Genomic DNA, 25303 nt, shown 5'->3' on the forward strand with positions numbered 1-25303 from the left:
ATGGCTACCAAGATTTTAACTGAACATATCAACGTTCCTGGCATTGAAACCTTCGATGTCTATCGGAAACAGGGCGGCTATACAGCCGTTGAGAAAGCAATAAAAACGATGGCTCCCGAAGCCATTGTTGAAGAAGTCAAGAAAGCAGGGGTTCGGGGCCGGGGCGGGGCCGGGTTCCCAATGGGCATGAAATGGAGTTTTTTGGCGAAACCCGAAGGCGTTCCCCGCTACCTTGTTTGCAATGCCGACGAATCGGAGCCGGGTACGTTTAAAGACCATTATCTGATGAAAAATCTCCCTCACCTGCTCATCGAGGGAATGATTATTTCATCATTTGCGCTGGGAGCCAACAAGTCGTTCATCTACGTGCGTGGCGAGTTGATGTACGTTATCCACATCCTCGAAAAAGCCATCGCCGAAGCCACAGCCAAAGGATTTCTGGGTAAAAATATCCTCGGCAGCGGCTACGATCTCGAATTGGTTGTACAACCGGGTGGAGGTGCTTATATCTGTGGCGAAGAAACGGCTCTGCTCGAATCGCTGGAAGGCAAACGGGGTAATCCGCGTAACAAACCGCCTTTCCCGGCAGTAAAGGGACTTTATCAATGCCCAACCGTTGTGAATAATGTCGAATCCATTGCCACAACAGCCTGGATTGTCAATAATGGTGGCGATGCATATGCCGCGATTGGTATCGGACGCAGCACAGGTACGAAACTAATTTCAGCGTCGGGGCATATCAACAAGCCAGGCGTTTATGAGATTGATTTGGGCGTTCCGGTTGAAGATTTCATTTATGCTGACGAATGGTGTGGGGGAATCCGGCCCGGCCATAAATTCAAAGCTCTCGTGGCTGGTGGTTCCTCAGTGCCTATTCTGCCAGCTAACCTGGCCTTAACGCTGGCTAACGGCGAAAAGCGCCTGATGAGCTACGAATCATTGTCGGACGGCGGTTTTCAGACCGGGACCATGCTCGGTTCGGGTGGATTTATTGTCTTCGACGAAACGGCCTGCATCGTGCGAAATACGTGGAATTTTTCCCGCTTCTATCACCACGAATCCTGCGGGCAGTGCAGTCCATGCCGTGAAGGAACCGGCTGGATGGAGAAAGTGCTTCACCGCATTGAGTACGGCCATGGCCACCAGCAGGACATTGACTTGTTGGTCGATGTGGCTAAAAAAATTGAAGGCAATACCATTTGTCCACTCGGCGATGCCGCTGCGTGGCCCGTGGCCAGTGCCATCCGGCACTTCCGTGATGAATTCCAGTGGCACATTGACAATCCTGCCGAAGCAACACAGCCGGGCGCAGTTTATCGGGGCGAAATGGCGTTGGTGTAAATAAATGACACGTTAAGCGTACTGAGCTATGGACGAATTACTTGAACTAAAGCAGTACATAGAAGCAGAGCGATACGACGATGCGCTGTTGCTGATTAGTGAAATGGAAGAAATGGCAAAAGAGGACAAGCTTAATAAGATTAGCCGTTATATTGTCATTTTGCTCATTCATTTACTTAAACAACGAGCGGAAAAGCACTCAACCAAGTCGTGGGATACATCTATATATGCCTCCCTTTTTGAGATAGGCAAAACGAATAAACGGAAGAAATCAGGTGGGTTTTATGCGGATGCGGATGATTTTGTCGAGATGATTAATGAAGTATATCCGCTTGCTCTACGCAAAGCGTCCAATGAAGCCTTCGAGGGTAGTTTTGAGGAGCAGGAATTAGAGAAATTGGTTGATGTTGCCGCCTTAAAACAGGAAGCTCTCGCTAAACTAATAGCGACCAGAAATTAAATGGAAGACATAAAGCCGCAGTTACTGAAAGTCACTATTGACGGAATTGAAGTCGAGGTTGAGCCGGGAACAACCATTTTGCAGGCCGCCCGCAAGATTGGACCCGCCGTGGCTCCACCAGCTATGTGCTATTATCAGCCTCTGAAAGGTAGTGGTGGCAAATGCCGGGCCTGTTTGGTGCGTGTGGCTGCCGGATCAGCTAAAGACCCGCGTCCAATGCCTAAATTGGTCGCGTCGTGTCTGACAGCCGTCCAGGACGGCATGGTCGTTGAAAATGAAACCAGCCCACAGGTAATTGATGCCCGCAATGGCGTCGTTGAATTTCTGTTGCTGAACCACCCCCTCGACTGCCCGGTTTGTGATCAGGCTGGTGAGTGTGACCTTCAGAATTTCGCTTTCGACCACGGCAAAGCAACAACACGTTATGAAGAAGACCGCCGGACCTTTGAGAAGCATGACATAGGTCCGTACATCCAGCTACACATGACGCGTTGCATTCTTTGCTACCGCTGTGTGTATACTGCCGACCAGATTACCAACAAACGAGTTCATGGCGTACTGGGCCGGGGCGATGCGTCCGAAATTGGTACGTATATCGAAAAAGCGATTGATAACGATTTCTCCGGAAACGTCATTGACGTTTGTCCGGTAGGCGCTTTAACCGATAAGACGTACCGCTTCAAAAATAGGGTGTGGTTTACCAAGCCCGTTGATGCACATCGGAATTGCCCAACCTGCTCGGGTAACGTAACACTCTGGTACCGGGGTGAGGAGGTAATCCGGGTGACAGCGCGGAAGAATGAGTGGAACGAAGTGACTGAGTTTATTTGCAATACCTGCCGGTTTGACACGAAGAAAACCAGCGACTGGACCATCGAAGGGCCGACGAAGGTGTCGAGGAGTTCGGTTATTTCGGCCAATAAGTACCGTGCCGATACCCTAAAGCCGAGTTTCGGCCAGCGGTTGGCGGCAGCCGAGTATAAGCCAATAAATGATGAGCGCGACACATCGCAATTGGCCATTCAGCAACTCCCACCCGAACGTTTCGCGAAAGTGTTGCCTTCGGCATTAGAGCCAGAACCATAAGAAGTTGTAGGGTTGTATAGGTATAAAGTTTTCGTAAGCGTAGAACTGCACTCTATACCTGTAAACCCTGTAACTGTACAACTTTACAACTCAGATAATGGACTTAACCGTATTACTCGTTAAAGGATTAATTATTCTTGTTATTTTCGCCATAACGCTCGGTATTGCGGCCTACTCCACCTACGCCGAGCGGAAAGTAGCTGCTTTTTTGCAGGACCGTATCGGCCCAAACCGGGCAGGACCGTGGGGCTTGTTACAACCCATTGCCGATGCCGGAAAAATGTTTTTTAAAGAGGACTTCATTCCAGCGCAGGCCAGCAAATGGCTGTTTATTCTTGGTCCTTGCCTGGCTATGCTTACGGCTCTGATGTCGAGCGCAGTGATTCCTTTTGGTAACACAATTAAATTTGATACCTATTCCATTCCACTACAGGCTATCGAAATTAACATTGGCGTATTATACATTTTCGGCGTTGTATCGCTGGGCGTTTACGGCGTCATGGTGGGTGGCTGGGCGTCAAATAACAAGTTCTCTTTGCTGGGCGCGATTCGGGCCGCTTCGCAGAATATTAGTTACGAAATTGCACTTGGTTTGTCGCTCATCGCTATCCTGATGATGACCGGCTCGCTATCATTACGGGCCATTATTGATGAGCAGGCAACATTCTTTGAGTGGAATATCTTCACGCAGCCGTTAGGTTTTGTTATCTTTTTAACCTGCGCCTTTGCCGAGTGTAACAGAACTCCGTTTGACCTGCCAGAGTGCGAAACCGAACTTGTTGGCGGTTATCATACCGAATACAGTTCCATGAAGCTGGGTTTCTACTTATTCGCCGAATACATTAACATGTTCGTTTCGTCGGCGTTTATTTCGGCGTTGTATTTTGGCGGTTTTCATTATCCATTTATGGATGCGGTTAGCGGTGCATTGGAAAACTCGCTGGGTGCCATTACCGGGCATAACGTAGCCACAGCCATTGGCGTTGTGGTGTTTTTCGGGAAGATTTTCTTTTTCATCTTCTTTTTTATGTGGGTTCGCTGGACGCTACCGCGCTTCCGCTACGACCAACTGATGAACTTAGGCTGGAAAACATTTATTCCGCTTGCTATTCTGAATGTTGTGGTAACTGGTGCCGGTTTGCTCTATGATATTAAATACACAAGTTGGTTGATCGCTATTGTCATGATTGTACTGGCTGTAACGTCAATGGCTCGTACACCAAATCGGCAAACTGTTCAACAGGTTTAACAGACTAAACACCCTCTTTGGGGGATTTATGCAACTAACTAATCGTGCTAAACAAGTCAGCAATAAGGAAATGACGCTGGCGGAAAAGATGTATCTGCCTGCTGTTATTAGTGGGCTGGGCATTACCATTCGCCACTTTTTTCGCAAAAAGCCGACGATTCAGTACCCCGAAGTGAAGAAATACCTCGGGCCAATTTATCGGGGACATCATATTCTGAAACGCGACGAGCAGGGCCGCGAACGTTGCACCGCCTGTGGCCTGTGTGCAGTGGCCTGTCCGGCAGAAGCTATTTCAATGGTGGCGGCTGAACGTAAAAAAGGTGAAGAAAATCTCTACCGGGAAGAGAAATACGCGGCTGTCTACGAGGTCAATATGCTGCGTTGCATTTTCTGCGGTCTGTGTGAGGAAGCCTGCCCGAAACAGGCCGTTTATCTCCGCCATGACCGCATGGTTCCCGTTTTCCAGGAACGCGACGAGGTAATTTATGGCAAAGATCGGCTGGTTGAGAAGATGGACGACCGCTATGTTCGCATCGCTAATTCTGAAGTACAAACCACGCCCACCGAACCCAGCCTGACACGGGCGGCTACTTAGTAAACCTTCGGCCACGTCAAAAATTGTCGGTCAGCCTACTGACGACAGTTAACCGTTTCTGGCTATCCCTGACTACCAACCATGACTGAGACACTTAATTTTTTCAAGACCCTCACACCCACCGGCTACCTGTTTTTATTGCTGACGGTAGCAACATTGTTCAGTGCGATTGGTGTCGTAACGGCTCGTAACCCTATTTATAGCGTGTTGGCGCTAATTGCAACATTCTTCTGTTTGTCGGGCCACTACATTCTGCTGAACGCTCAGTTCCTGGCGGCTGTCAATATTATCGTCTATGCTGGTGCCATCATGGTATTGTTCCTCTTCACAATCATGTTCCTGAATCTGCGGAAAGACGATGAAGAGTCCAAAACGAACCTGACCAAAATGGCTTCGGTCGTTGTGGGTGGTGTATTGATGGTGATGCTTATTACGATCTTCCGGGCAAAAAGTGCACAGGTTCCAGTGGTTAACCCTACATCGTTTAGCGCTAAAACAGGGTTGGTTGAGAACTTAGGCCAATTGCTGTACAGCGATTACATCCTTCCGTTCGAATTGGCTTCTATACTTTTCTTAGTTGCCATGGTAGGCGCTGTTATGCTTGGCAAGCGCGAAGCCGGTGACCGGCACTTTTGATCGGGATGTATGGATTCTGCTTATACTAATTTTTGAGCCGCTCTCCGGAGAGCGGCTTTTTGTTAGTAGTATACGTAAACATATGTACTTTAAGCCTCAAGGAGATAGATTTACCGACTCATTTAGTTCATCCGGTATGATACGATACGCCCTATTTTTCTTTCTTTTCAGAATTGGATCCGTTTCGGCACAACGGGCATTGCAAGCTGATTCCCTATTAATAGACGGGCATTACCGAACATTTCATTTTTACCAGCCAGCAAACCCCAATTCAAGGTTAATTTTCATCCTGCATGGTTCGGGAGGGAGCGGGCTGGAGATTCGGAAGGGGGCTGGAAAGCTGGACGAAAAATCGGACAGTGAAAATCTGCTGTTGGTCTATCCAGATGGCTATAAGCGCTATTGGAACGAATGCCGAAAAACGGCAAACACAGCGGCCAATATGGAAAACATCAATGAAAATGCCTTTTTTAGCGAACTGATCAATTATTTTGTGAAGAAGTATCAGGTTAATCCAAAGCAGATTTTTGCAATTGGTACGTCGGGCGGAGGTCATATGGCTTATAAACTTGCGCTGACTATGCCCGACAAATTCCGGGCGATAACGGCCCTGATCGCGAATCTGCCAGATACCAATAATCTGGATTGCCCCGAAAAAAGAATGCCCATCCCGGTAATGATTGTTAATGGAACCAGCGATACCGTTAATCCTTACCAGGGAGGAGAGGTAATAACAGGGAATATTAGTTTGGGACTTGTTCGATCAACCGAGCGGACATTCCACTACTGGGCATCCTTAGCCGGGTATACCAAGCAGCCTATAAAAGAGTTAATGGCCGATACAGACCCCAATGATCATAAAACAATCGAGCGATATACGTATAAAGAAAAAGGTAAACCAGAGGTTACCTTATTGAAGGTAATTGGCGGTAAACACGACTATCCGAACGACATTAACGTTTATCTCGAAGCCTGGACATTTTTTAAACGGCAACTGACGTCGTGATACGTATTGCAGCTTTCACAAAAAAATAGTATGCTTGCATAATAATTTATCTGTTTGGGTAATTAATCTCCCAGAAAATAAGTTATCGGGTAAATTTCCTGCTTAACCAGTAAAAAATTTTGCTTTTATGGACGCATACATTGTAGCCGGATACCGTACTGCCGTGGGAAAAGCCCCGCGTGGGGGTCTCCGTTTCACCCGCCCCGACGATATGGCGGCTGAAGTTATTAAGCATTTATTGAGTCAGGTGCCCAACCTCGACCCAGCCCGTGTCGAAGACCTTATTGTGGGCAATGCCGTACCCGAAGCCGAACAGGGCATGCAGATTGCCCGCTATATTGCGTTGCTCTCGCTACCTAACAGCGTACCCGGTATGACCATCAACCGCTATTGTGGGTCGGGCCTGGAAGCGATTGCGATTGCCTCCGCTAAAATTCATGCCGGGTTAGCCGACTGCATCATTGCTGGCGGAACCGAATCTATGTCAATGGTACCGGTGATGGGCTGGAAAACAGCACTGAACTACGAAATCGCAAAGACAAACCCCGATTATTATATTGGCATGGGCCTGACCGCCGAACAGGTGGCCCAGCAATTCAAGATTAGCCGCGACACGCAGGACGAATTTGCCCTTGAATCGCACCGGAGGGCATTAGCCGCTCAGAAGGACGGAAAGTTCATCGACGAAATCGTACCCATCAAGGTAAGCGAAACCTATTTTGATGCGGAGAGCAATAAGAAGAAAACCCGCGAATGGACGGTTGCTCAGGATGAAGGTCCACGCAAGGACACGAGCGCCGAAGGGCTGGGTAAACTCAAGCCCGTGTTTGCAGTCGGTGGCTCTGTTACAGCCGGTAACTCATCGCAAACGTCGGACGGGGCTGCTTTTGTCGTGGTGATGTCAGAGCGATTAGTGAATGAGTTGAATTTACAGCCGGTCGCCCGCATGGTTTCTTATGCTACAGCCGGTGTCGAACCGAAAATTATGGGTATTGGGCCGGTGGCCGCTATTCCCATCGCCCTCCAGAAAGCTGGCCTGAAGCAGGATGATATTGATTTAATAGAGCTGAACGAAGCCTTCGCAGCTCAGGCACTGGCCGTTATTCAGGAATTAGGTCTCGATAAAAGCAAGATTAACCCCAATGGTGGAGCCATCGCCCTCGGCCATGCCCTCGGCTCAACGGGTGCGCGACTGTCTGTACAACTACTGAATGAGATGCGTCGTCGCGATCAGAAATACGGAATGGTATCGGCCTGCGTTGGTGGCGGGCAGGGCGTTGCCGGTATTTTTGAACGACTGAATTAACTATTACTTTATGTAGTGTGGCGTGGTACTCGTGTACCTATAGGCTAATTTTGTAGTTAGGTTTTGCCGCTGCAACTTAGTCTGTAGCTACACGGGTAGCGGCCACACTACATTTTAAAAAAGATTAATAGTATGCTTGCATACTATTTTTGAAATGATTTTCTTTGTTATCGAATTAGTATGCACGCATAACAAACTCCCTGACAGATGATTGCGACAGAACCAAAAGCTTCAATCAAAGGCGGTGAATTTTTAATCAAAGACACCCAGGCCGCGCAGGTCTTTATTCCTGAAGAATTTACGGAGGAGCAACTGATGATTGCCGCTACCTGCCGCGAGTTTCTGGAGCGCGAAATCTGGCCCCATCTGAACGAAATTGATAATGCCAAGTCGCCGGACTTGATTTCGTCGCTGATGGACAAGGCGGGCGAGTTAGGCATACTCGGTACATCGGTACCCGAGCAGTACGGCGGCTTTGGTACCAACTTCAACACCTCCATGCTGGTGGCCGAAGTGACGGGCGCAGGCCACTCTTTTTCGGTGGCTTTATCGGCGCACACGGGTATTGGCACATTACCAATTGTCTATTACGGTAACGAAGATCAGAAATCGAACTATTTGCCCCAATTAGCCAGTGGTGAGTGGAAAGCCGCCTATTGCCTGACAGAACCGGATTCCGGTTCGGATGCCAATTCGGGCAAGGCGAAGGCCGTATTGACCGAAGATGGTAAACACTACGTGCTGAACGGTCAGAAAATGTGGATTACCAATGGTGGATTCGCTGACCTTTATATTGTTTTTGCCAAAATTGATGCAGACAAGAACTTGTCTGCATTTATCGTGGAGCGGACCTATGAAGGCATCACCATGAACGAGCCGGAACACAAAATGGGTATCAAAGGCTCCGATACGCGCCAGATTTTTTTCAACGACTGCAAAGTACCAGTTGAAAATCTACTGTCAGAGCGCGGCAACGGCTTCAAGATCGCCGTGAATATTCTGAATATTGGCCGGATTAAACTCGGCATCGCGGCTATTGGTGGCTCGAAGGAAGTCATCAATAATGCCGTGAGTTATGCCAACGAACGGAAGCAGTTTAAAACGGCCATCTCTCAATTTGGAGCTATTAAGCATAAACTGGCCGAAATGGCGCTAAAGGTGTATGCGTCGGAAACGGCTTCCTATCGCGCTGGTCAGAATATTGACGACATGATTGAAGACTTCAAAGGTCAGGGAATGGACGATGCCACGGCTAAGTTGAAGGCCCTGGAACAGTTTGCCATCGAATGCGCCATCATGAAAGTTCATGGCTCGGAAGTACTTGATTATGTGGTCGATGAGGGCGTTCAGGTTTATGGTGGCATGGGTTATTCTGCCGATGCGCCCATGGATCGGGCCTATCGCGATGCCCGCATCAACCGGATTTTTGAAGGGACGAACGAAATCAACCGGATGCTTATCGTGGATATGCTGCTGAAGCGTGCCATGAAAGGCGAACTTGACCTGATGGGGCCGGCAATGGCCGTTGCCAAAGAAATCATGTCCATTCCTGATTTCGGTTCGGACGAGGAAGAAGGCTTGTTCATCGCCGAGAAAAAAGTCCTGAAAAACCTCAAAAAAGCAGCGTTGATGGTGTCGGGTGCTGCCGTTCAGAAATTCATGATGAACCTCTCGAACGAGCAGGAGATTCTGATGAACGTTGCCGACATGGCCATTGAGATTTACGTGGCCGAATCCGTGTTGCTGCGGGTTGAGAAGTTAATTGGCATTAAAGGCGAAGAAGCCGTTGCCTTACAAAAGCAAATGGCTTTGGTTTATCTACACGAAGCCGTTGAGAAAGTGAACAACGCAGGCCGGGCGGCTATCACGTCCTTTGCCGAAGGCGACGAACTGCGGGGTATGCTGATGGGCCTGAAACGCTTCACCAAAATTGAGCCAATGAACCTGAAGGATGCCCGGCGTCAGATTGCTGATGCGATGATTGCTGAAAACAAGTACATTTTTTAGTCACCGTCAACAGCTAAAGTTAAGTGAGCCAACTCTGTTTAAGGGTTGGCTCACTTATTTAGGAATGTCCAAAACTCAGCCGTAGTCATTCAACATGAAAAATCGAACGTTCCTTAGCGCACAATGGCGCAACCTACTGATGCTCAATTACGAAGTTAGCCCAGAGGTACTGATTCCACATTTACCACCCGCCACCGAATTAGATTTATGGCAGGGCAAGGCATTGGTCAGTATGGTAGGATTCAGGTTTTTGGAAACAAAAGTACTGGGCGTAAATTGGCCCTGGCACGTCAATTTTGAGGAAGTAAACCTACGATTTTATGTTCGTCATTTTGACGGTCAGCAGTGGAAACGCGGAGTTGTTTTCGTGAGCGAGATTGTTCCCCAAACCACCATTGCGGTTATAGCCAATACGTTATATCACGAACGATACCAATCGATGCCAATGCGTCATTCTGTTACGCCGTTAGATAGCGAAAACACGACTATTCGGTACGAGTGGAAGTATAAAGGACGCTGGAACGCACTGGGTGCTGTTGTTGCAAACACACTGCGGAGTATGACGCCGGATAGTGCTGAAGCCTTTATTCTTGAGCATTACTGGGGTTATAACAAACTGAACGACCACACAACGCACGAGTATCAGGTTGAACATGTCCCCTGGCAAATCGCCGACGTTCGTGATGCTTTTCTTGATGCCGATGTAGCGGGGTTATACGGCCATGCTTTTCTCCCATTTCTGTCGCAACCGCCTTATTCTGTATGTTACGCTGATGGCTCACCAGTCGCTGTTCGGATTGCGGGCAAACTTCGTTGTTAAGAGAACAAACTTTCTCTAAAGAAATTAACCTACATACTACTGACATACCGCTGTCACAACCGTGGTTGATCTTTGTCTTGGTTATTTATAAATCCTAAAAAAACCATGACAACGCAACTGTCGATTCCCTCAACTGCTTTATCCGTAGAAGAAACGCAGCTCTTTACCGCGCTTTGTTTTACAACCCGCGCTACACTACGCACACTCTCACAGCACGCGCCCGGTGTTGCCGAAAATCTTTATAGCGAAGCCTCCCGGCTTGGCCTCGACATTACCGGGCCGATTCAGTGGATTTATACGGGCGTTAACGGCGATGCAACGGCCGAATTTCAGTTAGAGATTGTCTTACCGATTAGTCAACCGGGCAAGCAATCTGACCATTTTCTATACAAAACGTTTCCCTCATTTCGATGCACGTCCTATACCTACGCAGGCCCCTGGAGTGATTTTAGTGAGTTGTATGATGCGCTGTTTGGCCAGTTCTACCGGGCTGGCTATCAGAACGATGGCCGCCTTCGGGAGATTTATAGTATTGTCGATTTTGAAAACCCGGCCAAGTGCGTAACGGAGATACAGATTGGTTTGGTGTAACATGCAGCGCGAATTTCCGTCTCTGCTCTGAGAATGAAACGTACCGAAGCTGGTAGAAAACCCAGCTTCGGTACTTTTTCATGGACTCAGTTCTCCAACCGGCTATTCATGAAAAATCAGCAAGACAATTCCCGACGGACCTTTCTTCGTAATTTGGGCGCAGGCGCATCGGCCCTATCAGTACCCCTACTCAGTTACGGCAATCACCTTGATTATCAGACTGAATATACCCGGATTCATTCCTTACTGACCGGCCCGGATTCATCGGGTTTGTTTCAACCAGGGCGCAAATTGGGTATCGCGCTGGTTGGGCTGGGTAGTTACAGCAAAAATCAGTTGGCAACGGCCCTGCAGCAAACCCAAAACTGCCGCTTAGCCGGGATAGTAACCGGCACGCCTGAAAAGGCCACCGAATGGATGCAGAAGTACAACATCCCGAAGGAGAACGTCTACGATTATAAAACCTTCGACCGCATTGCCGACAACAAGGACATCGATGTTGTGTATGTAGTACTGCCCAATTCGATGCACGAGGAATACGTCGTTCGGGCGGCTCAGGCGGGCAAACACGTCATTTGCGAGAAACCAATGGCGATTATGCCAAAAGCCTGCCAGAATATGATTGATGCCTGTAAGAAGGCCAACAAGCAATTGGCCGTTGGCTACCGTCTTCATTATGAGCCATTCACGAAAGAAATCATGCGACTTGGCCAGGAGAAAGTGTTTGGTGCGGTCAAATTTGTCGAGAGTAGTGATGGCTTTCGGAGTGGCGACCCTAACCAATGGCGCTTAAAGAAAAGTATGGCGGGTGGTGGGCCGCTGATGGATGTCGGTATTTATGCCATACAGGGTGCCCGCTACGTAACGGGCGAGGAACCGATTTGGGTTACGGCACAGTTTGCTCCGAAAACGGACCCGCAGAAGTTTAAGGATGTCGAGGAAACGATGTTCTGGCAGTTTCAGTTTCCGAGTGGTGCGGTTTCCAATTCGACGACCAGTTATGCAGCGGGCGTTGAACGGCTCTATGCCTCCTGCGAAAAAGGATGGTTCGAACTGGCCCCGGCGTTTGGGTATGGTCCGCTCAAAGGCCGCACCAGCAAAGGCCCGATTGAGCAGCCGGTGGTGAACCATCAGGCTACCCACATGGATGCGATCTGCAACGATTTACGCGCTGGCAAAAAGCTTCCTGACCACATCACGGGTGAGGAAGGTCTACGCGATGTTCGGCTGTTGCAGGCCATTTACCAGGCCGCCGAAACAGGACGAAAAATTGATTTGAAGGGGTAAAAAGAGGTTTATATCAGCCACCAATTAAAATTGGTGGAATACAGAAGGGATAGTGCTATTGGCAACCGTTTTAACGATTTATGCACAACTAAACCGTTGAAACGGTTACCGATTGGAATCTTGTTCGGCAACCCCAGGGTTAAAACCCTGGGCTAATAAAATTTGCCCGGCAGCCGATTTGGCCCAATACACGGGTCGTTATTTACCTTCCCCTAATGCCCTTCTTTGCGATGCTCCTCTTTCTCTCCGGCGGGCACCGGAATTTGTTTCTGCAATTGGCTCGCCCAGTTCGCAATTAGTTTGGCTTCTTCAGGCTTGAGTTTGGCCTCGTGATGAATCCAGAGGTAAGACCCCAGCGGCATCCAGCCATCTGTTACAGCCTCGGCAACTTCTTCCAGTTTGTGAGCTGCTTTTTTGGGCGTATAAGTAGTAAACTCTGAAAAATTGAGTTCATCCTTCCCTTCGTCAATGTGATGATTGAGCCACCACGCCACGGGCTGAACGGCAGCGTACCAGGGATACGTCGTGTTGTTGGAATGACAATCGAAGCACGACCGCTTCAATACCTGATGCACATCAGCAGGAATCGCGTATTTCGTCGTAATATCGTTGGACGACAAACTGGCAGATTGGTTTTTCTCTGGCCGGATAAATTGAATCACTACCAGAACGGCAAGCAGAGCAAGAAGGATTTTACGAAACATGATTAGCGATACGTTACGGATCGAAATAGAAATAATTACTCCAACGATTGCAGCAGGACTTGTGCTTTGCGAATGTTCCTGTTAGGGCGGTCGCTTTCAACCAGGCCGTCGCGAAGCCGGACAATCCGGTGGGCATACTCAGCGATGTCTTCTTCGTGCGTCACCATGATAACCGTATTGCCCTTGCTGTGAATCTGGTCGAAGAGGTCCATGATTTCGTAGGATGTTTTAGAATCGAGGTTCCCGGTTGGCTCATCGGCGAGCAAAATGCTGGGGTCGTTGACTAAGGCTCGGGCAATGGCTACCCGCTGCCGTTGTCCACCCGATAGCTCGTTGGGGCGGTGGCCCGCCCGGTTTTCCAGGCCCACATTTTTGAGCGCCAGCATTGCTTTTTCGGTGCGGTCTGCTTTGTTATAACCCGCATAAATGAGCGGCAGGGCCACATTTTCGAGGGAAGATTGGCGAGGCAACAGGTTGAAAGTCTGGAACACAAACCCGATTTCTTTATTCCGAACTTCGGCCAGTTCATTTTCGCCCATGCCGCTGACATCCTGGCTATTGAGAACATACCGACCCGACGTGGGTGAGTCTAAGCACCCTACAATATTCATCAGCGTGGACTTACCCGATCCCGACGGCCCCATGAAGGCGACATATTCGCCCTTTTGGATGGTAATGGTAATGGATTTGAGCGCTTCTACCACCTCAGTACCCATTATGTAGCGTTTGGCGATATCGGTTGTTTCAATAATGTTCATAATGTGTTGACTTAGCTGGCAGCCGCTGCAGCCATCCGGCGACGGCGTTGGAAATAATTTCGAATGAATAAGCCGGACAAAATAACGACCTCAAGGTTCGGTAGCGGACCGTCTTCATTCAGGGTGATGTCGCCCGCATCTTCAAAAAATTTGCGGGTCAGGTCATAGCTAACAATTTCTTTTTCAGGCAATCCATTTGGGTCCTCCCGAATCATATCCCACTCTCGCATCAGCATATTATGGCGTTTCCAGAGATAGCTCTCACCCGATGTCAGCTTAAGTTCGGCCCGTTTGCCAAAATGCAGCTCAATCTGGCCAATAACTTGATCGCCAGCATCCAGATTATGAATATTGACGGAGTGGAACAGAAAACCCATTACATCGAATCGCAGCCGGATACCGTTCAGCGACGCTTCAACATCGTGGCTCAACATAGCCCGACGCATTGCGCCAACAACTTGTCCGTCCCGCATAATCTGAAGGTCACGGCTAAAGGCTTCTTTTATCCAGTTTAACTTGCGGTCCATCGTTTCGTTTAGGTGAAAGACAAAGCTACTTCATTGCAGAAATTTCTCTCTACTCTTTTCGATTGACGCTAATTTTTCCTGATAAGTTACCAGAAACGCCTGATAATCGGCAGGGATCGTGGTTGCCTGCAATTTGGCTAATCCGCTTTCGGCATAGTCGAACAGGCTTAACTCAAGACATAACGTAATGTAGGTTTTTAGCAATTCGGCGTTGTCCTCATTAAAAGGCAAAGCTGTCAGCACGAGGTCATAAGCGGCTTTGATTCGTTTTTGTGTCCGCATCAATTCAGCCGCCGGCACCACAATCCAGGCCGTGAGTGGCGACCGTTGAAGTGCTTGCCTGTAGTGTTGCTGCGCTTGAGCCATCTGCTTATTTTGCGAATACGCCAACCCCAGCAAGAACAGGCGGGCAGCTTCATGCTGAGGTAGCACAGGTTGCCGGGAGAATGCGACGGCCGCATTTATAGTATGTCGGGCTATGGCTAATTGAGTTGCGGCCAGATTTCGCACGGATACTGCAAACGGGCTGATGTTGTTGGTTGACGGTAATATCGACAGAATAGTCTGCGGTATTCGCCATTGTCCCTGGTTGAGATACTGCTCGGCTAAGAAAACGCCCGCTATTGTTTTTCGATTCGCATCCTGAATGGTCTCCCAATAGGCGCCCCGGTTTGGGTCGTCAATGCGGTAGGTTACGTAAAATGCTTTTTCCAAATCAGAGTCGGGTTTACGTTCCTGATAAAGTACCTGTTTTAACGCAGCCACTGCCGGGTCGTTTTTGGCGGCTGTTTCCCAAAATCCCTGTGCTACGGCTAAGTCATTGGCTTTTGTGAAGGCCACGGCCCGATAATAAATCGACGTTGTATCGGAGTTTTCACCAAACGTTTCGGCAGCTTTCCGGTACAGACCCTGTTCTAACAGCCACAAGCCCTTTATGGAACGATAAGCGGCCCCATTTTTCTGATCGCCCTCGGCTAATTGACTTAGCAGCCCAAAGGCGCCTGAGTGATTATAGCGTTTGTATTCAGCGACAGCACGGGCCAGCAGTAAATCGTCCGTAAAATCCTGATTGACTGGATTTTCGGATAACGTTCGCAGCACGTTTATCTGGGTGCTATCCGGGCGCGGGTTAGCCAGCGCGAAATTATACAAACTCGCAAATCGGCCTACGCTCAACCCCTGATTGGTGGATTTGGCGACCAACCCGTCCGGTTTGGCGGGTTGGGTAGTGTCATTTTCGGCTACCAACCGCAAGGCCAGCGCATTGGCCTGATAAGACTCGTATGATGATTTCGTTGCGCTCCTGGCTAATGTCGAGTCGGTCGATAAAACAGTGGGATTACGCGCGTAAAATGCCAGCAGGTTCGACTCCGGCACTTCCTCGCGAATGGCATAGCCGGTGGCCGATTTAAAATAATAATAAGTGGAGTCGGCCACGCTGGTGCGGGCGTATAGGTAGCCGAGGTTGTTCTGCAACTCGCCATTTTTGGGAAAGGCCCGAATACCACGTTGCAGGGCTTTTACAGCCTCGAAAAATAACTCTGTTTTCAAATACGTCTGGCTCAGCCCCGCGTAATCCTGCGGATTGGGTTGTTTCAGGAGCGACTGCTGGAAATAATAAGCCGCAGCCGTTTGGTTGTTTTGAGACAGGGCCAGCGAGGCCAGCGAATAGTTCGATTTATGATTCTGGAACTCCTGTTCCAGCGCGAGTTGGTAGAACGCATTGGCCGAAGCGGGTTCGTTACTGGCCGTGTACAGGTCGCCCAGCCCATTAAAATACCCAGCCTGACTTTGCCGGAATGTTATCAGTCCACCTGATGCTAAAAGCACGAGCACACCCACCACGCCCCCTATTCGAAACAGGCTTAGTTCGAGCCGTTTGGGTTTGTAGAGAACCCGATAAACGGGCAGGTTTTGCTGGTAAACAGCCCAGAAATTAATCAGCACATAGGCCACAAAGACGATGCCCATAGCCAGATGCGTGTACACAATCACATCCTCGAACATCTCCACCAACGGGTCGTTGGCCGTTGCGAAGCCATAAGCCATTGTGAGGGTCGTGAGCAAAGCCAAACCCGCATAAAAATAAGACCCCGCATCCCGAAAGGAAAACGCTTCCTGCTGCTCAAGTAACCGCCGGAACCCCCAAATACCCAGCGTTACAGAAATTAAATAAAGAACGAAGGGGCTAATGGCCAGCACGTCCCACTCAATATACTTCGCGTTTTTTAGCCAGATTAGGGCCAGATTAATCAGATACAAAAGGCTGACAAACAAGAAGTTATTGACACCTAACGTCCGCCGTTGGTTCACCTGCGCGGCACTACTTTCTGCCCGGCCCGCCGATGTAATCCAGACTAAGCCCGCAATGATTTCGGCAGCAATAAAGAAGATAAACCCGATGCTAAAAATCAGCAAAACAGGCATTCCATAACTCACCACCGTCAAGGCTGGAAACTGAACCGGCGATAACGTCCCTAAAGCAAGAGTGACAAGACCCAACAAAAAGCTAAAAACGCCAAGCCGGACTACAATTGGATAATCGGGCCGGAAAGCGTGGAAATAATAACTCGCCGACCCAAAAACAAACGTTAAAATCAAAAAGAGGTAGTTGCCGTTCAGACCCGGCAATTCGAGCATTTCCCATCGAAAAAAGGCCAGCCCAATAATCAGTGCGGCCATAGTGATTAGATACCGGATGCGGTCGAAACGGGTAATGGCGCTCAGCAACAAGACGAATACCGCGCAAATTCCAAACAGAAAAGCCGTTGCCATACCCGGACGAACGAGCATGGCGGAGGGCACAAATTGTTCAGAAACGGCATAGGCTTTGCCATTCACAGCATAGTCGAGCAGCCCATCGGAGAAGGAATGAAAGGTAACAGGCACTTCGTTTAGCTCGCTCAACACATCCCAGCGAACCACATTGCCCAAGCCCCGCGACCAGGCAACAACGAGCAGCACTAAACTGATAATGAAGACACTAAGGCTAAACAGATACGTAAGCCGGTACCCTCGGCTCCAGGCTGACCAGAAAAATAAGGATGACATGAAAGAAAAACGAGATTGCACGCCGGATAGTGCCTATTGGTAAAGCTATAAGGCTTTCAAAAGCCTTATAGCTTTGGCTACCCCCGCCCGCTCATCTTCGTCAATTTTAACAACTTCCAGGCGACTTCGTCCGACAATTGGCCCGGCTGCAACCGCCATTGCCAGCTCCGGCCACCCAAACCAGGGGTATTCATCCGGTGCGTTTCATCAAGGTTCAGAGTGTCCTGAACGGGGAGAATGGCCAAACGGGCAACGGATTGCATCGTCAGGCGGCATATCTGGTCCACTACATTCTCCTCGGTAATCTCAACCCCAAGATACTCGCTCATGCGCTGACGATGTATCGCATCCGACTCGCGAAACCAGCCCAGCGTTGTGTTATTGTCGTGCGTGCCGGAGTAGACTACAACATTTTCGGTATGGTTGTGAATGGCATAGGTTGAGGTCGGCATATCGTAGCCAAACCCAAACTGCACCACACGCATACCGGGAATGCCATAATGCCGCAGATAGGGCTGAATACCAGCCGCTTTATCCCCCAAATCTTCGGCAATAATGGGCAGCTGGACAAACTGCCGGTGCATGGCGTGTATGAATGCTTCGATAGGCGCTTTGACCCACTCACCTACCCTGGCGGTCGGTTCGTGGGCCGGAATTTCCCAATACTCGGCAAAGCCCAGGAAATGGTCTAAACGGGTCAGGCTGTAGAGCGACATCTGATGCCGAAGCCGGTGCATCCACCAGGCAAAACCCGTGCGCTCGTGCTCAGCCCAGTTATAAATTGGGTTGCCCCACCGTTGCCCGTCCTCACTAAAATAATCGGGGGGAGCACCGGCCACAAACAACGGCTGAAAGGCAGCATCGAGTTTAAACAAGATGGGGTTGGCCCAGACATCGGCGCTGTTGAACTGCACATAAATCGGAATATCGCCGATGATGTGAATCTTCTTGCCGTAGCAATAGGCGATCAATTCATTCCACTGCCGCAGAAAAAAATACTGAATCACCTTAATAACGGCAATCCGGTCATGAAGCAACTCGGTTTGGCGGGTCAGTGCCGCCGGGTCACGCTGGGCGAGTTCATGGGGCCAGCACGACCAGACAGGCTCACCAGTAGATTCCTGCAAGGCCGTAAAGAGCGCATAATCGTTCAGCCAATCGGCTTGCCAGGCACAAAAGCGGTCATAATCTGAGCGTTGAGCTTCGGTTGCGTCGCGCAGAAAGGTCTCGGCAGCTTGCTGCAAGAGAGGCCGTTTTTTAATCCAGGCAGTATGAAGTATGGATGAAGGCTGACTTAGCGGCCCCGATAAAACACCTGAATCTGCATCACCTGATTCGGTAGGCGTTACGCTTACATTCTGAATAGGTTGCTCGTTGAATACGGCTAACTCTCGATGACTCAACCAATTTTCATCGGCCAGCTTCTCTAAGCTAATCATCAGACTATTGCCCGCGAACGCTGATGGGCTACTATAAGGCGAAAAACCTGAGCCGGGGTCAACGGGCGTAAGCGGCAGAATTTGCCAGTACGTTTGCCCGGATGCTTCGAGAAAATCAGCGAACTGGTAGGATTCGGGTCCTAAGTCGCCCACCCCATGCGCCGAAGGCAGGGAGGTGATATGAAGCAGTATTCCGCTTGAACGTTGTTGAAGCATGAAAAAAGAAGTCGTGAGTCGATATTATTCGTCAATAGTCATCAATTCAGGATTACCCTACGAGCTATAGACCGGCCACTGCTGACTATCGACTAATAACTATCGACTTGTTTTTGTACAAATCCGCGCCAGCCTGCTTTTGTTCAGCTTTTTTCGTAAAATCCTAACGGCCAAACCCCTTCCGGCATGAATCAGGCGGAAAATGCCTGAACCGTTCCTTGACCTTACGCGGTTTTTCTCCTACTTTTGCAGTCCCAAACAATGGGCAATCGGTAATCAAACGCATATTTTATACAAATGACAACGGCAACGGCAGTCAATAAGGGAAAGATTACGCAAATAATCGGGCCGGTCGTGGACGTGAGTTTCGAGGGCGAAGGCACCCGAATTCCCGCCATTCTGGACGCGCTACAAGTGACAAAATCGAATGGCCAGCAGGTCATTCTGGAAGTTCAGCAGCACCTCGGCGAAGACCGCGTTCGCGCTATTGCGATGGACTCGACCGACGGCCTGTATCGCGGCTTAGACGTTATTGATCTCGGCACGCAAATCTCCATGCCCGCAGGCGAGAACATCCGGGGCCGTCTGTTCAACGTGGTGGGCGAAGCCATTGACGGTATTCCTCAGCCAAAATCAATTGGCGCCCGTTTGCCAATTCACCGGGCTTCCCCAAAATTTGAAGACCTCGCCACCTCGACGGAGGTTCTTTTCACGGGTATCAAAGTTATCGACCTGCTTGAGCCTTATGCAAAGGGGGGTAAAATTGGTCTTTTCGGTGGCGCCGGGGTGGGTAAAACCGTGTTGATTCAGGAGTTGATTAATAACATCGCGAAAGCGTATTCGGGCCTTTCAGTGTTTGCCGGTGTGGGCGAACGTACCCGCGAGGGAAATGACCTTCTGCGCGAAATGATTGAAGCCGGTATCATTAAATACGGCGACGACTTCAAGCATTCGATGGAAGAAGGCGGCTGGGACCTGACCAAAGTCGATTTGGCCGAGATGACCAAAAGCCAGGCCACGTTCGTGTTCGGGCAGATGAACGAGCCGCCGGGAGCACGCGCCCGCGTAGCCCTGTCGGGTCTGACCATTGCCGAACACTTCCGTGATGGCGATGGCGAAGGTGCCGGTCGGGATATTCTGTTCTTCGTTGATAACATTTTCCGGTTCACGCAGGCCGGGTCGGAAGTGTCAGCTCTGCTGGGCCGGATGCCATCGGCCGTCGGATACCAGCCCACGCTGGCTACGGAAATGGGTATCATGCAGGAGCGCATTACGTCGACCAAGCGCGGTTCAATTACGTCAGTACAGGCTGTTTACGTACCTGCCGATGACTTGACCGACCCCGCGCCAGCTACAACCTTCGCTCACTTGGATGCCACAACGGTATTGAGCCGGAAAATCTCGGAATTGGGCATCTACCCCGCTGTTGACCCGCTCGATTCGACCTCGCGGATTCTGAGTGCCGAAGTTCTTGGCGATGAGCACTATAATACGGCTCAGCGGGTGAAGGAAATTCTGCAACGCTACAAAGAATTGCAGGACATCATTGCTATTCTGGGTTTGGAAGAATTGTCGGAAGAAGATAAACTGGTTGTAAGCCGGGCGCGTCGGGTACAACGCTTCCTGTCGCAGCCGTTCTTTGTGGCCGAACAGTTTACGGGTCTGAAAGGTGTTCTGGTGCCAATTGAAGATACCATCAAAGGCTTCAACGAAATCATTGATGGGAAGTATGACCACCTGCCCGAAGCAGCGTTTAACCTTGTCGGCACGATTGAAGATGCTGTTGTAAAGGGCGAAAAAATGCTGAAAGAGGCCGGTCAGTAAGGTTTTTGGTGTATGATTTCAACATGATAACGAATGTTGTAAATCAACTATTCACACTCAAATCCTGACAGTTCATTAACAAACTCACTATGTTATGAAAGCGATTCGATTTGGGTTAGGATTAGCCTGTTTATCCTTGAGTTTGATGACAACAGGTGCTTTGGCACAGGTAACAATACCCTCGGTTCCGACGGTTCCGGCAACACCCATCGTCGGTGGTGCGATAAAGGATACGTCGATTACACCCGGTGTCCCGGCTATGTCAGCGTCGGCGATTTCGGCGGATAGTTTGCCAGATAGCCATTTAGATAAAGCAGTGGCAGCTCTCGATAAAGGCGATAAAGCGACTTCAGCGCAGGAACTTAAAACGGGGATTGCGGGCCTGGAAGCCGAAGTGCAAAAGAAACCGACTTCATTTAAAGACAAGTTACTGGCTCAGGTAGGCAAGCTTAAAGCGTTTCTGCCACTTATTGCCGGTGGCGGACTAAGCAGCGGTGTTCTTGGTAAAGCCGTTGGCCTGGCTAAACTCGCGTCGGGTGGCAATCGGCTCGAAGGTTTACTAACAGCAGGCTCGTTGCTTGGCAAAACCAGTCAACTGACGAGCGGGCTGTCTGGTCTCGGCAGTGCGATGTCGGTGCTGGGCGGGGGTGCCTCAACGGGTCAGTCACTGATTTCAACCGCGTTGAGTAGCGTCAGCAAATTAGATCAGGGTGGCGTGGTAGCGAAAGCGGCCGAACCCGCCGTGAAAAGTCAGATTGGCAGCATACTAAATTTTGTAAAAGGAGCTTTATAAATTAATGAATAATGTACAATGAACACCACCGGCTACTGATTCATTATCCATTATCCATTATCCATTATCCATTGTTATGACAGTAGACATTATTACTCCCGATCGCAAGGTCTTTTCTGGTGAAGCCAGCGCCGTTACATTTCCGGGCAGCGAAGGGCAGTTTCAGGTGTTGAATAACCATGCACCATTGGTTAGTACGTTAGCTAAAGGACAGCTTATCGTTCAGACGGCGTCGGGCCAGCAGACGTTTACCGTTGACGGTGGCGTGGTCGAAGTGCTTCAGAATAAAGTCCTGGTGCTTGCCGAGGCTGTTGTCGTTTAGAATAGGTTTCATGTTTAGAGAAAAGCGATTCACTACCTATCGGTGAACCGCTTTTTTTATGGCGGCTTCGCCCCTTTTCTACGTTACTTTGTCACTTTCGCTTCATCATGGCTACTAAACCCTTTATTGTCGGCATCACCGGCGGCAGCGCTTCTGGTAAAACCTCGTTTCTGAAAGACATTCTGAATGCCTTCACCGACGAGCAGATTTGTCTGATTTCGCAGGATAATTATTACAGAACACTGGATTATGTTCCCCGCGATCAGAACGGGGTTTGTAATTTCGACCTCCCCCAAACCATTAACCATGAGCGGTTTGCCGAACATTTGAGCCAGCTTCATGCCGGTCAAACTATAGAAACGCCCGAATACACCTTTAATAAACCGAATGCCATAGCCAAAACACTAATCTATCGGCCTACGCCAATCATAATTGTTGAAGGATTATTTGTTTTCCATTTTCCGGACGTAGCCAGTCAGTTAGATCTGAAAGTTTTTATCACCGCCAAAAATAGAATAAAATTAGACCGGCGCATTAGTCGGGATCAGGCTGAGCGCGGTCTTACCGAAGAAATCATCAATTATCAGTGGGAGAACCACGTCCGCCCAGCCTATCGTGAGTTTGTCAAACCTCATAAAGAACAGGCAGATATTGTCATTCCAAACAATCTTCATTATCAAAAGGGACTGGACGTGGTGGTTGCGTTTTTGAGAACGAAGGTATAGGTGTAAGGCGGCTGGAAACCCGCCTTACACCTTATAGCTCAATCACGACCCCGTCACTTTCCGGATAACCGGTGCACGTCAGCACCCACCCTTCGGCGAGGTCGCGCTCCGTCAGCACATCGTTGACCGTCATGTGAACACGCCCCGCCCGGCAGTAGGCCATGCAAGTTGAGCAGCGCCCGCCCCGGCAGCTATACGGCAAGGGCACGCCTTCATCTAAAGCTGCCTGCAAAATAGATTTGTAAGCCGGTACCTGGATGTCAATCTCACGATTTCTGAACTTCAGTAATACAGTTCTGTCTTTGGCGAAGGCAGGCGGGGGCGTGAGAACAATCGGCTCTATCACAAAGTTTTCGCGCCGAATCTGGTCCGATCGGAACCTGCTGAACACCAGCGTAAACTGCACCATTCGCATATAATCGGCGGGGCCGCAACTGTAAATTTGGAGTTCTTCACGCTTCGATGTTCCAATTAACTCAGGTAGTAGTCGCTCAAGCATGACATTATTCAGCCGACCCCGCAAGTCCTGCCATTCCTCAGACGGATTGCTGAGCAAATAGAGCAGTCGAAACCGTTCAGGGTGTTGGTGTTGGAGGTCATCTAATTCCTTCCGAAAAATGATGCTTCGCTCGTTCGGGTTGCTGTATAAAAGCGTTACACGCTGGGTCGGGTTTGTCTGCAAAATATGTTTCAACAGGGCAAAAAGGGGTGTTATGCCACTGCCCGCACCAAACAACACGAAGTCGCCCGGTTGGTCTTCATCAAGCGTAAATCGCCCGGCGGGGTACAAGCTTGTCAATACATCGCCAACTTGTAATGTATCGTGCAGGTACCGCGAAATCTCGCCGTTCTGAACCCGCTTGATAGTTAGTCGTAACAGCTTTTCACTGGGTGCCGAACTAAGTGAATACGACCGTCGTGCCTGATGGCCATGATGCTCTAAAATCAACGTCAGAAACTGTCCGGCCTGGTAGGAAACGGGTTTACCATTCAGCGCTTCCAGAAAATAGCTGTTGGTATTAGTCGTTTCGGAGACAATACGGACAACACGTAGATAAAGAAAATCGTCAGACATAGAACAAGTCAGCTTTACCCAAAACTAATCAAATACACTCTGTTGTTTGAAAGCCCATAACGTTTCCCCAAATTTGCCCAGCCTGTTGTGGTGACATTTATCTGTCATTCGTTGTTCCGTTTAAAATACCAGGTCCAACTTAATGGAAGCACTCTTAGAAGAAGTTCAGCGCGTGGGTTACGTCAATCAGCCCGTAGCCGAAAATATAGACTTAGTAGCCGAGATTAACCGGCTCAAAAAAGAGAAAAACGCCGTTATTCTGGCCCATTATTACGTGGATGGATCTATTCAGGACATTGCCGATTACATTGGCGATAGCCTGGGCCTAAGCCAGCAGGCAGCCGCCACACCCGCCGACATGATTGTGTTCTGTGGGGTGCATTTTATGGGTGAAACCGCCAAAGTCCTGTCGCCCCAAAAGAAAGTTGTCATTCCCGACCTCAACGCAGGCTGCTCCCTCGCCGACTCGGCCCCGGCAGATAAGTTCGCGGCCTTTAAGGCGCAGTATCCCGACCATATTGTGCTGTCGTATATTAATTGCTCGGCTGAAATTAAGGCGCTTTCCGATATCATCGTTACGTCGTCGAACGCGCTGAAGATTGTTGAGAGCTTACCCAAAGACCAGAAAATCATTTTCGCTCCCGACGCGAATCTGGGCCGTTTTGTTTCCAAGAAAACCGGTCGCGACATGGTGCTTTGGGATGGCGCCTGCATTGTTCACATCGACATTTCGCTTGAAAAACTGCATAAGTTGCGGGCTGATTATCCTGAAGCGAAGTTTATTGCCCACCCCGAATGCCAGGAACATATTCTGAGCGAGGCCGACTTTGTCGGCTCGACGACAGCCTTGTTGAAATACGTAGTGGATAGCCCCGAACAAACGTTTATCGTGGGCACAGAAGCGGGCATTCTGCACAAAATGAAGCAGGCCGCGCCAAACAAGAAAATCATTCCGGCTCCGGCCAGTCAGAACAACACCTGCGCCTGCTCGGAGTGTCCGTACATGAAAATGAATACGCTCGAAAAGCTGTACAATTGTATGCTCTACGAACAGCCGGAAATTATCGTCCCGGAAGCTGTGCGGGTGAAAGCCTATGAATCAGTAGCGCGAATGCTGGAATTATCGAAATAAACCGCAAAAAGCGATGCAACAAATTATTTTGCAACCTTAAACGCCCGACGAATTGCGCTTAGTGAAGCAATTCGCTAAAGTGATGAAGATTAAAACGGCAACGGTAAAGGAAACACCTGCCCAGAAGCGCGAACGGGAATTTCTGGAAGGTATAGACCGAAGTGCGGAACAAGTGAAGGCGCATCTTCGCGGTGAAATGAAACTTAAATCGATGGATGAGTTTTTGAATGAGCTTTAAGAGACTGTCTAAAAATAGCATTTTGATAAAAATAAGGAGCCGGTAAGTTTGTAGGAACAAAGAACCACCAATGTATCCTACTGATCTGACCGACTCCCAATGGCAAGTTATTCAA

The 25303-nt window shown here is 49.4% G+C and carries 24 protein-coding genes; 18 read left to right on the forward strand and 6 right to left on the reverse strand.

Annotated elements, in window-relative coordinates; all coding sequences use genetic code 11:
* From nuoF to ACYVI1_RS32425, 12 genes are all read left to right on the forward strand, one after another.
* Complete coding sequence (gene nuoF, locus ACYVI1_RS32370; protein WP_460915954.1) at positions 1 to 1341, forward strand: NADH-quinone oxidoreductase subunit NuoF; 1341 nt, start codon at positions 1 to 3, stop codon at positions 1339 to 1341.
* Between the two features lie 28 nt (positions 1342 to 1369).
* Complete coding sequence (locus ACYVI1_RS32375; RefSeq protein ID WP_460915956.1) at positions 1370 to 1801, forward strand: DUF29 family protein; 432 nt, start codon at positions 1370 to 1372, stop codon at positions 1799 to 1801.
* On the forward strand, positions 1802 to 2887 hold the full coding sequence (locus ACYVI1_RS32380) for an NADH-quinone oxidoreductase subunit G (protein WP_460915957.1): 1086 nt from the start codon (positions 1802 to 1804) through the stop codon (positions 2885 to 2887).
* A 97-nt stretch (positions 2888 to 2984) separates the two neighbouring features.
* Positions 2985 to 4136: an NADH-quinone oxidoreductase subunit NuoH gene (nuoH, locus tag ACYVI1_RS32385; protein WP_460915959.1), complete on the forward strand. Its 1152-nt coding sequence runs from the start codon at positions 2985 to 2987 to the stop codon at positions 4134 to 4136.
* Between the two features lie 28 nt (positions 4137 to 4164).
* Positions 4165 to 4731, forward strand: a complete 567-nt coding sequence (locus ACYVI1_RS32390) for a NuoI/complex I 23 kDa subunit family protein (protein WP_460915960.1) — start codon at positions 4165 to 4167, stop codon at positions 4729 to 4731.
* 81 nt (positions 4732 to 4812) lie between these two features.
* Positions 4813 to 5367, forward strand: a complete 555-nt coding sequence (locus ACYVI1_RS32395; RefSeq protein WP_460915961.1) for an NADH-quinone oxidoreductase subunit J family protein — start codon at positions 4813 to 4815, stop codon at positions 5365 to 5367.
* 136 nt (positions 5368 to 5503) lie between these two features.
* Positions 5504 to 6373: a CE1 family esterase gene (locus ACYVI1_RS32400; protein ID WP_460915963.1), complete on the forward strand. Its 870-nt coding sequence runs from the start codon at positions 5504 to 5506 to the stop codon at positions 6371 to 6373.
* A 127-nt stretch (positions 6374 to 6500) separates the two neighbouring features.
* Positions 6501 to 7679 carry an acetyl-CoA C-acyltransferase gene (locus tag ACYVI1_RS32405; RefSeq protein ID WP_460915965.1) on the forward strand — a complete coding sequence of 393 codons (1179 nt, stop codon included), beginning with the start codon at positions 6501 to 6503 and terminating at the stop codon, positions 7677 to 7679.
* 207 nt (positions 7680 to 7886) lie between these two features.
* The gene (locus ACYVI1_RS32410) at positions 7887 to 9686 is read left to right on the forward strand and encodes an acyl-CoA dehydrogenase family protein (protein ID WP_460915966.1); all 1800 of its coding nucleotides are present in this window, start codon (positions 7887 to 7889) and stop codon (positions 9684 to 9686) included.
* A gap of 94 nt (positions 9687 to 9780) precedes the next feature.
* Positions 9781 to 10506, forward strand: a complete 726-nt coding sequence (locus ACYVI1_RS32415) for a YqjF family protein (protein ID WP_460915968.1) — start codon at positions 9781 to 9783, stop codon at positions 10504 to 10506.
* 105 nt (positions 10507 to 10611) lie between these two features.
* Positions 10612 to 11097: a GyrI-like domain-containing protein gene (locus ACYVI1_RS32420; RefSeq protein WP_460915969.1), complete on the forward strand. Its 486-nt coding sequence runs from the start codon at positions 10612 to 10614 to the stop codon at positions 11095 to 11097.
* A 108-nt stretch (positions 11098 to 11205) separates the two neighbouring features.
* Positions 11206 to 12384 carry a Gfo/Idh/MocA family protein gene (locus tag ACYVI1_RS32425; protein ID WP_460915971.1) on the forward strand — a complete coding sequence of 393 codons (1179 nt, stop codon included), beginning with the start codon at positions 11206 to 11208 and terminating at the stop codon, positions 12382 to 12384.
* A 212-nt stretch (positions 12385 to 12596) separates the two neighbouring features.
* Here the strand turns inward: ACYVI1_RS32425 and ACYVI1_RS32430 are convergent, their stop codons facing one another.
* The 5 genes from ACYVI1_RS32430 to malQ all read right to left on the reverse strand — a co-directional run bounded on the left by ACYVI1_RS32430 (position 12597) and on the right by malQ (position 19079).
* Positions 12597 to 13088 (reverse strand): heme-binding domain-containing protein, encoded by a 492-nt coding sequence (locus ACYVI1_RS32430; RefSeq protein WP_460915972.1) that lies wholly within the window; start codon positions 13086 to 13088, stop codon positions 12597 to 12599.
* Positions 13089 to 13123: 35 nt separating this feature from the next.
* A complete protein-coding gene (locus tag ACYVI1_RS32435) occupies positions 13124 to 13846 on the reverse strand; it encodes an ABC transporter ATP-binding protein (protein ID WP_460915973.1) in 723 nt (240 codons plus the stop codon).
* Between the two features lie 11 nt (positions 13847 to 13857).
* A complete protein-coding gene (locus ACYVI1_RS32440; RefSeq protein ID WP_460915975.1) occupies positions 13858 to 14373 on the reverse strand; it encodes a hypothetical protein in 516 nt (171 codons plus the stop codon).
* A 30-nt stretch (positions 14374 to 14403) separates the two neighbouring features.
* The gene (locus tag ACYVI1_RS32445) at positions 14404 to 17424 is read right to left on the reverse strand and encodes a tetratricopeptide repeat protein (protein ID WP_460915977.1); all 3021 of its coding nucleotides are present in this window, start codon (positions 17422 to 17424) and stop codon (positions 14404 to 14406) included.
* A 77-nt stretch (positions 17425 to 17501) separates the two neighbouring features.
* Positions 17502 to 19079 carry a 4-alpha-glucanotransferase gene (gene malQ, locus ACYVI1_RS32450; RefSeq protein ID WP_460915978.1) on the reverse strand — a complete coding sequence of 526 codons (1578 nt, stop codon included), beginning with the start codon at positions 19077 to 19079 and terminating at the stop codon, positions 17502 to 17504.
* Positions 19080 to 19376: 297 nt separating this feature from the next.
* On the opposite strand from malQ, the gene atpD reads away from it, so the two are divergent.
* From atpD to udk, 4 genes are all read left to right on the forward strand, one after another.
* A complete protein-coding gene (gene atpD, locus ACYVI1_RS32455; protein WP_460915979.1) occupies positions 19377 to 20903 on the forward strand; it encodes a F0F1 ATP synthase subunit beta in 1527 nt (508 codons plus the stop codon).
* Between the two features lie 94 nt (positions 20904 to 20997).
* Complete coding sequence (locus ACYVI1_RS32460; RefSeq protein ID WP_460915980.1) at positions 20998 to 21696, forward strand: hypothetical protein; 699 nt, start codon at positions 20998 to 21000, stop codon at positions 21694 to 21696.
* A 76-nt stretch (positions 21697 to 21772) separates the two neighbouring features.
* Positions 21773 to 22018 carry an ATP synthase F1 subunit epsilon gene (gene atpC / locus ACYVI1_RS32465; protein ID WP_460915982.1) on the forward strand — a complete coding sequence of 82 codons (246 nt, stop codon included), beginning with the start codon at positions 21773 to 21775 and terminating at the stop codon, positions 22016 to 22018.
* Between the two features lie 107 nt (positions 22019 to 22125).
* Entirely contained in the window at positions 22126 to 22743 is a 618-nt protein-coding gene (udk, locus tag ACYVI1_RS32470) for a uridine kinase (protein ID WP_460915983.1), read from the forward strand.
* 31 nt (positions 22744 to 22774) lie between these two features.
* On the opposite strand, the gene ACYVI1_RS32475 is transcribed toward udk, so the two are convergent.
* A complete protein-coding gene (locus ACYVI1_RS32475) occupies positions 22775 to 23818 on the reverse strand; it encodes a 2Fe-2S iron-sulfur cluster-binding protein (protein WP_460915985.1) in 1044 nt (347 codons plus the stop codon).
* A 142-nt stretch (positions 23819 to 23960) separates the two neighbouring features.
* On the opposite strand from ACYVI1_RS32475, the gene nadA reads away from it, so the two are divergent.
* Complete coding sequence (nadA, locus tag ACYVI1_RS32480; RefSeq protein ID WP_460915987.1) at positions 23961 to 24950, forward strand: quinolinate synthase NadA; 990 nt, start codon at positions 23961 to 23963, stop codon at positions 24948 to 24950.
* Positions 24951 to 25002: 52 nt separating this feature from the next.
* The gene (locus ACYVI1_RS32485) at positions 25003 to 25188 is read left to right on the forward strand and encodes a hypothetical protein (protein ID WP_460915996.1); all 186 of its coding nucleotides are present in this window, start codon (positions 25003 to 25005) and stop codon (positions 25186 to 25188) included.
* Positions 25189 to 25303: the final 115 nt, after the last annotated feature.

This window comes from Spirosoma areae, assembly GCF_054781775.1.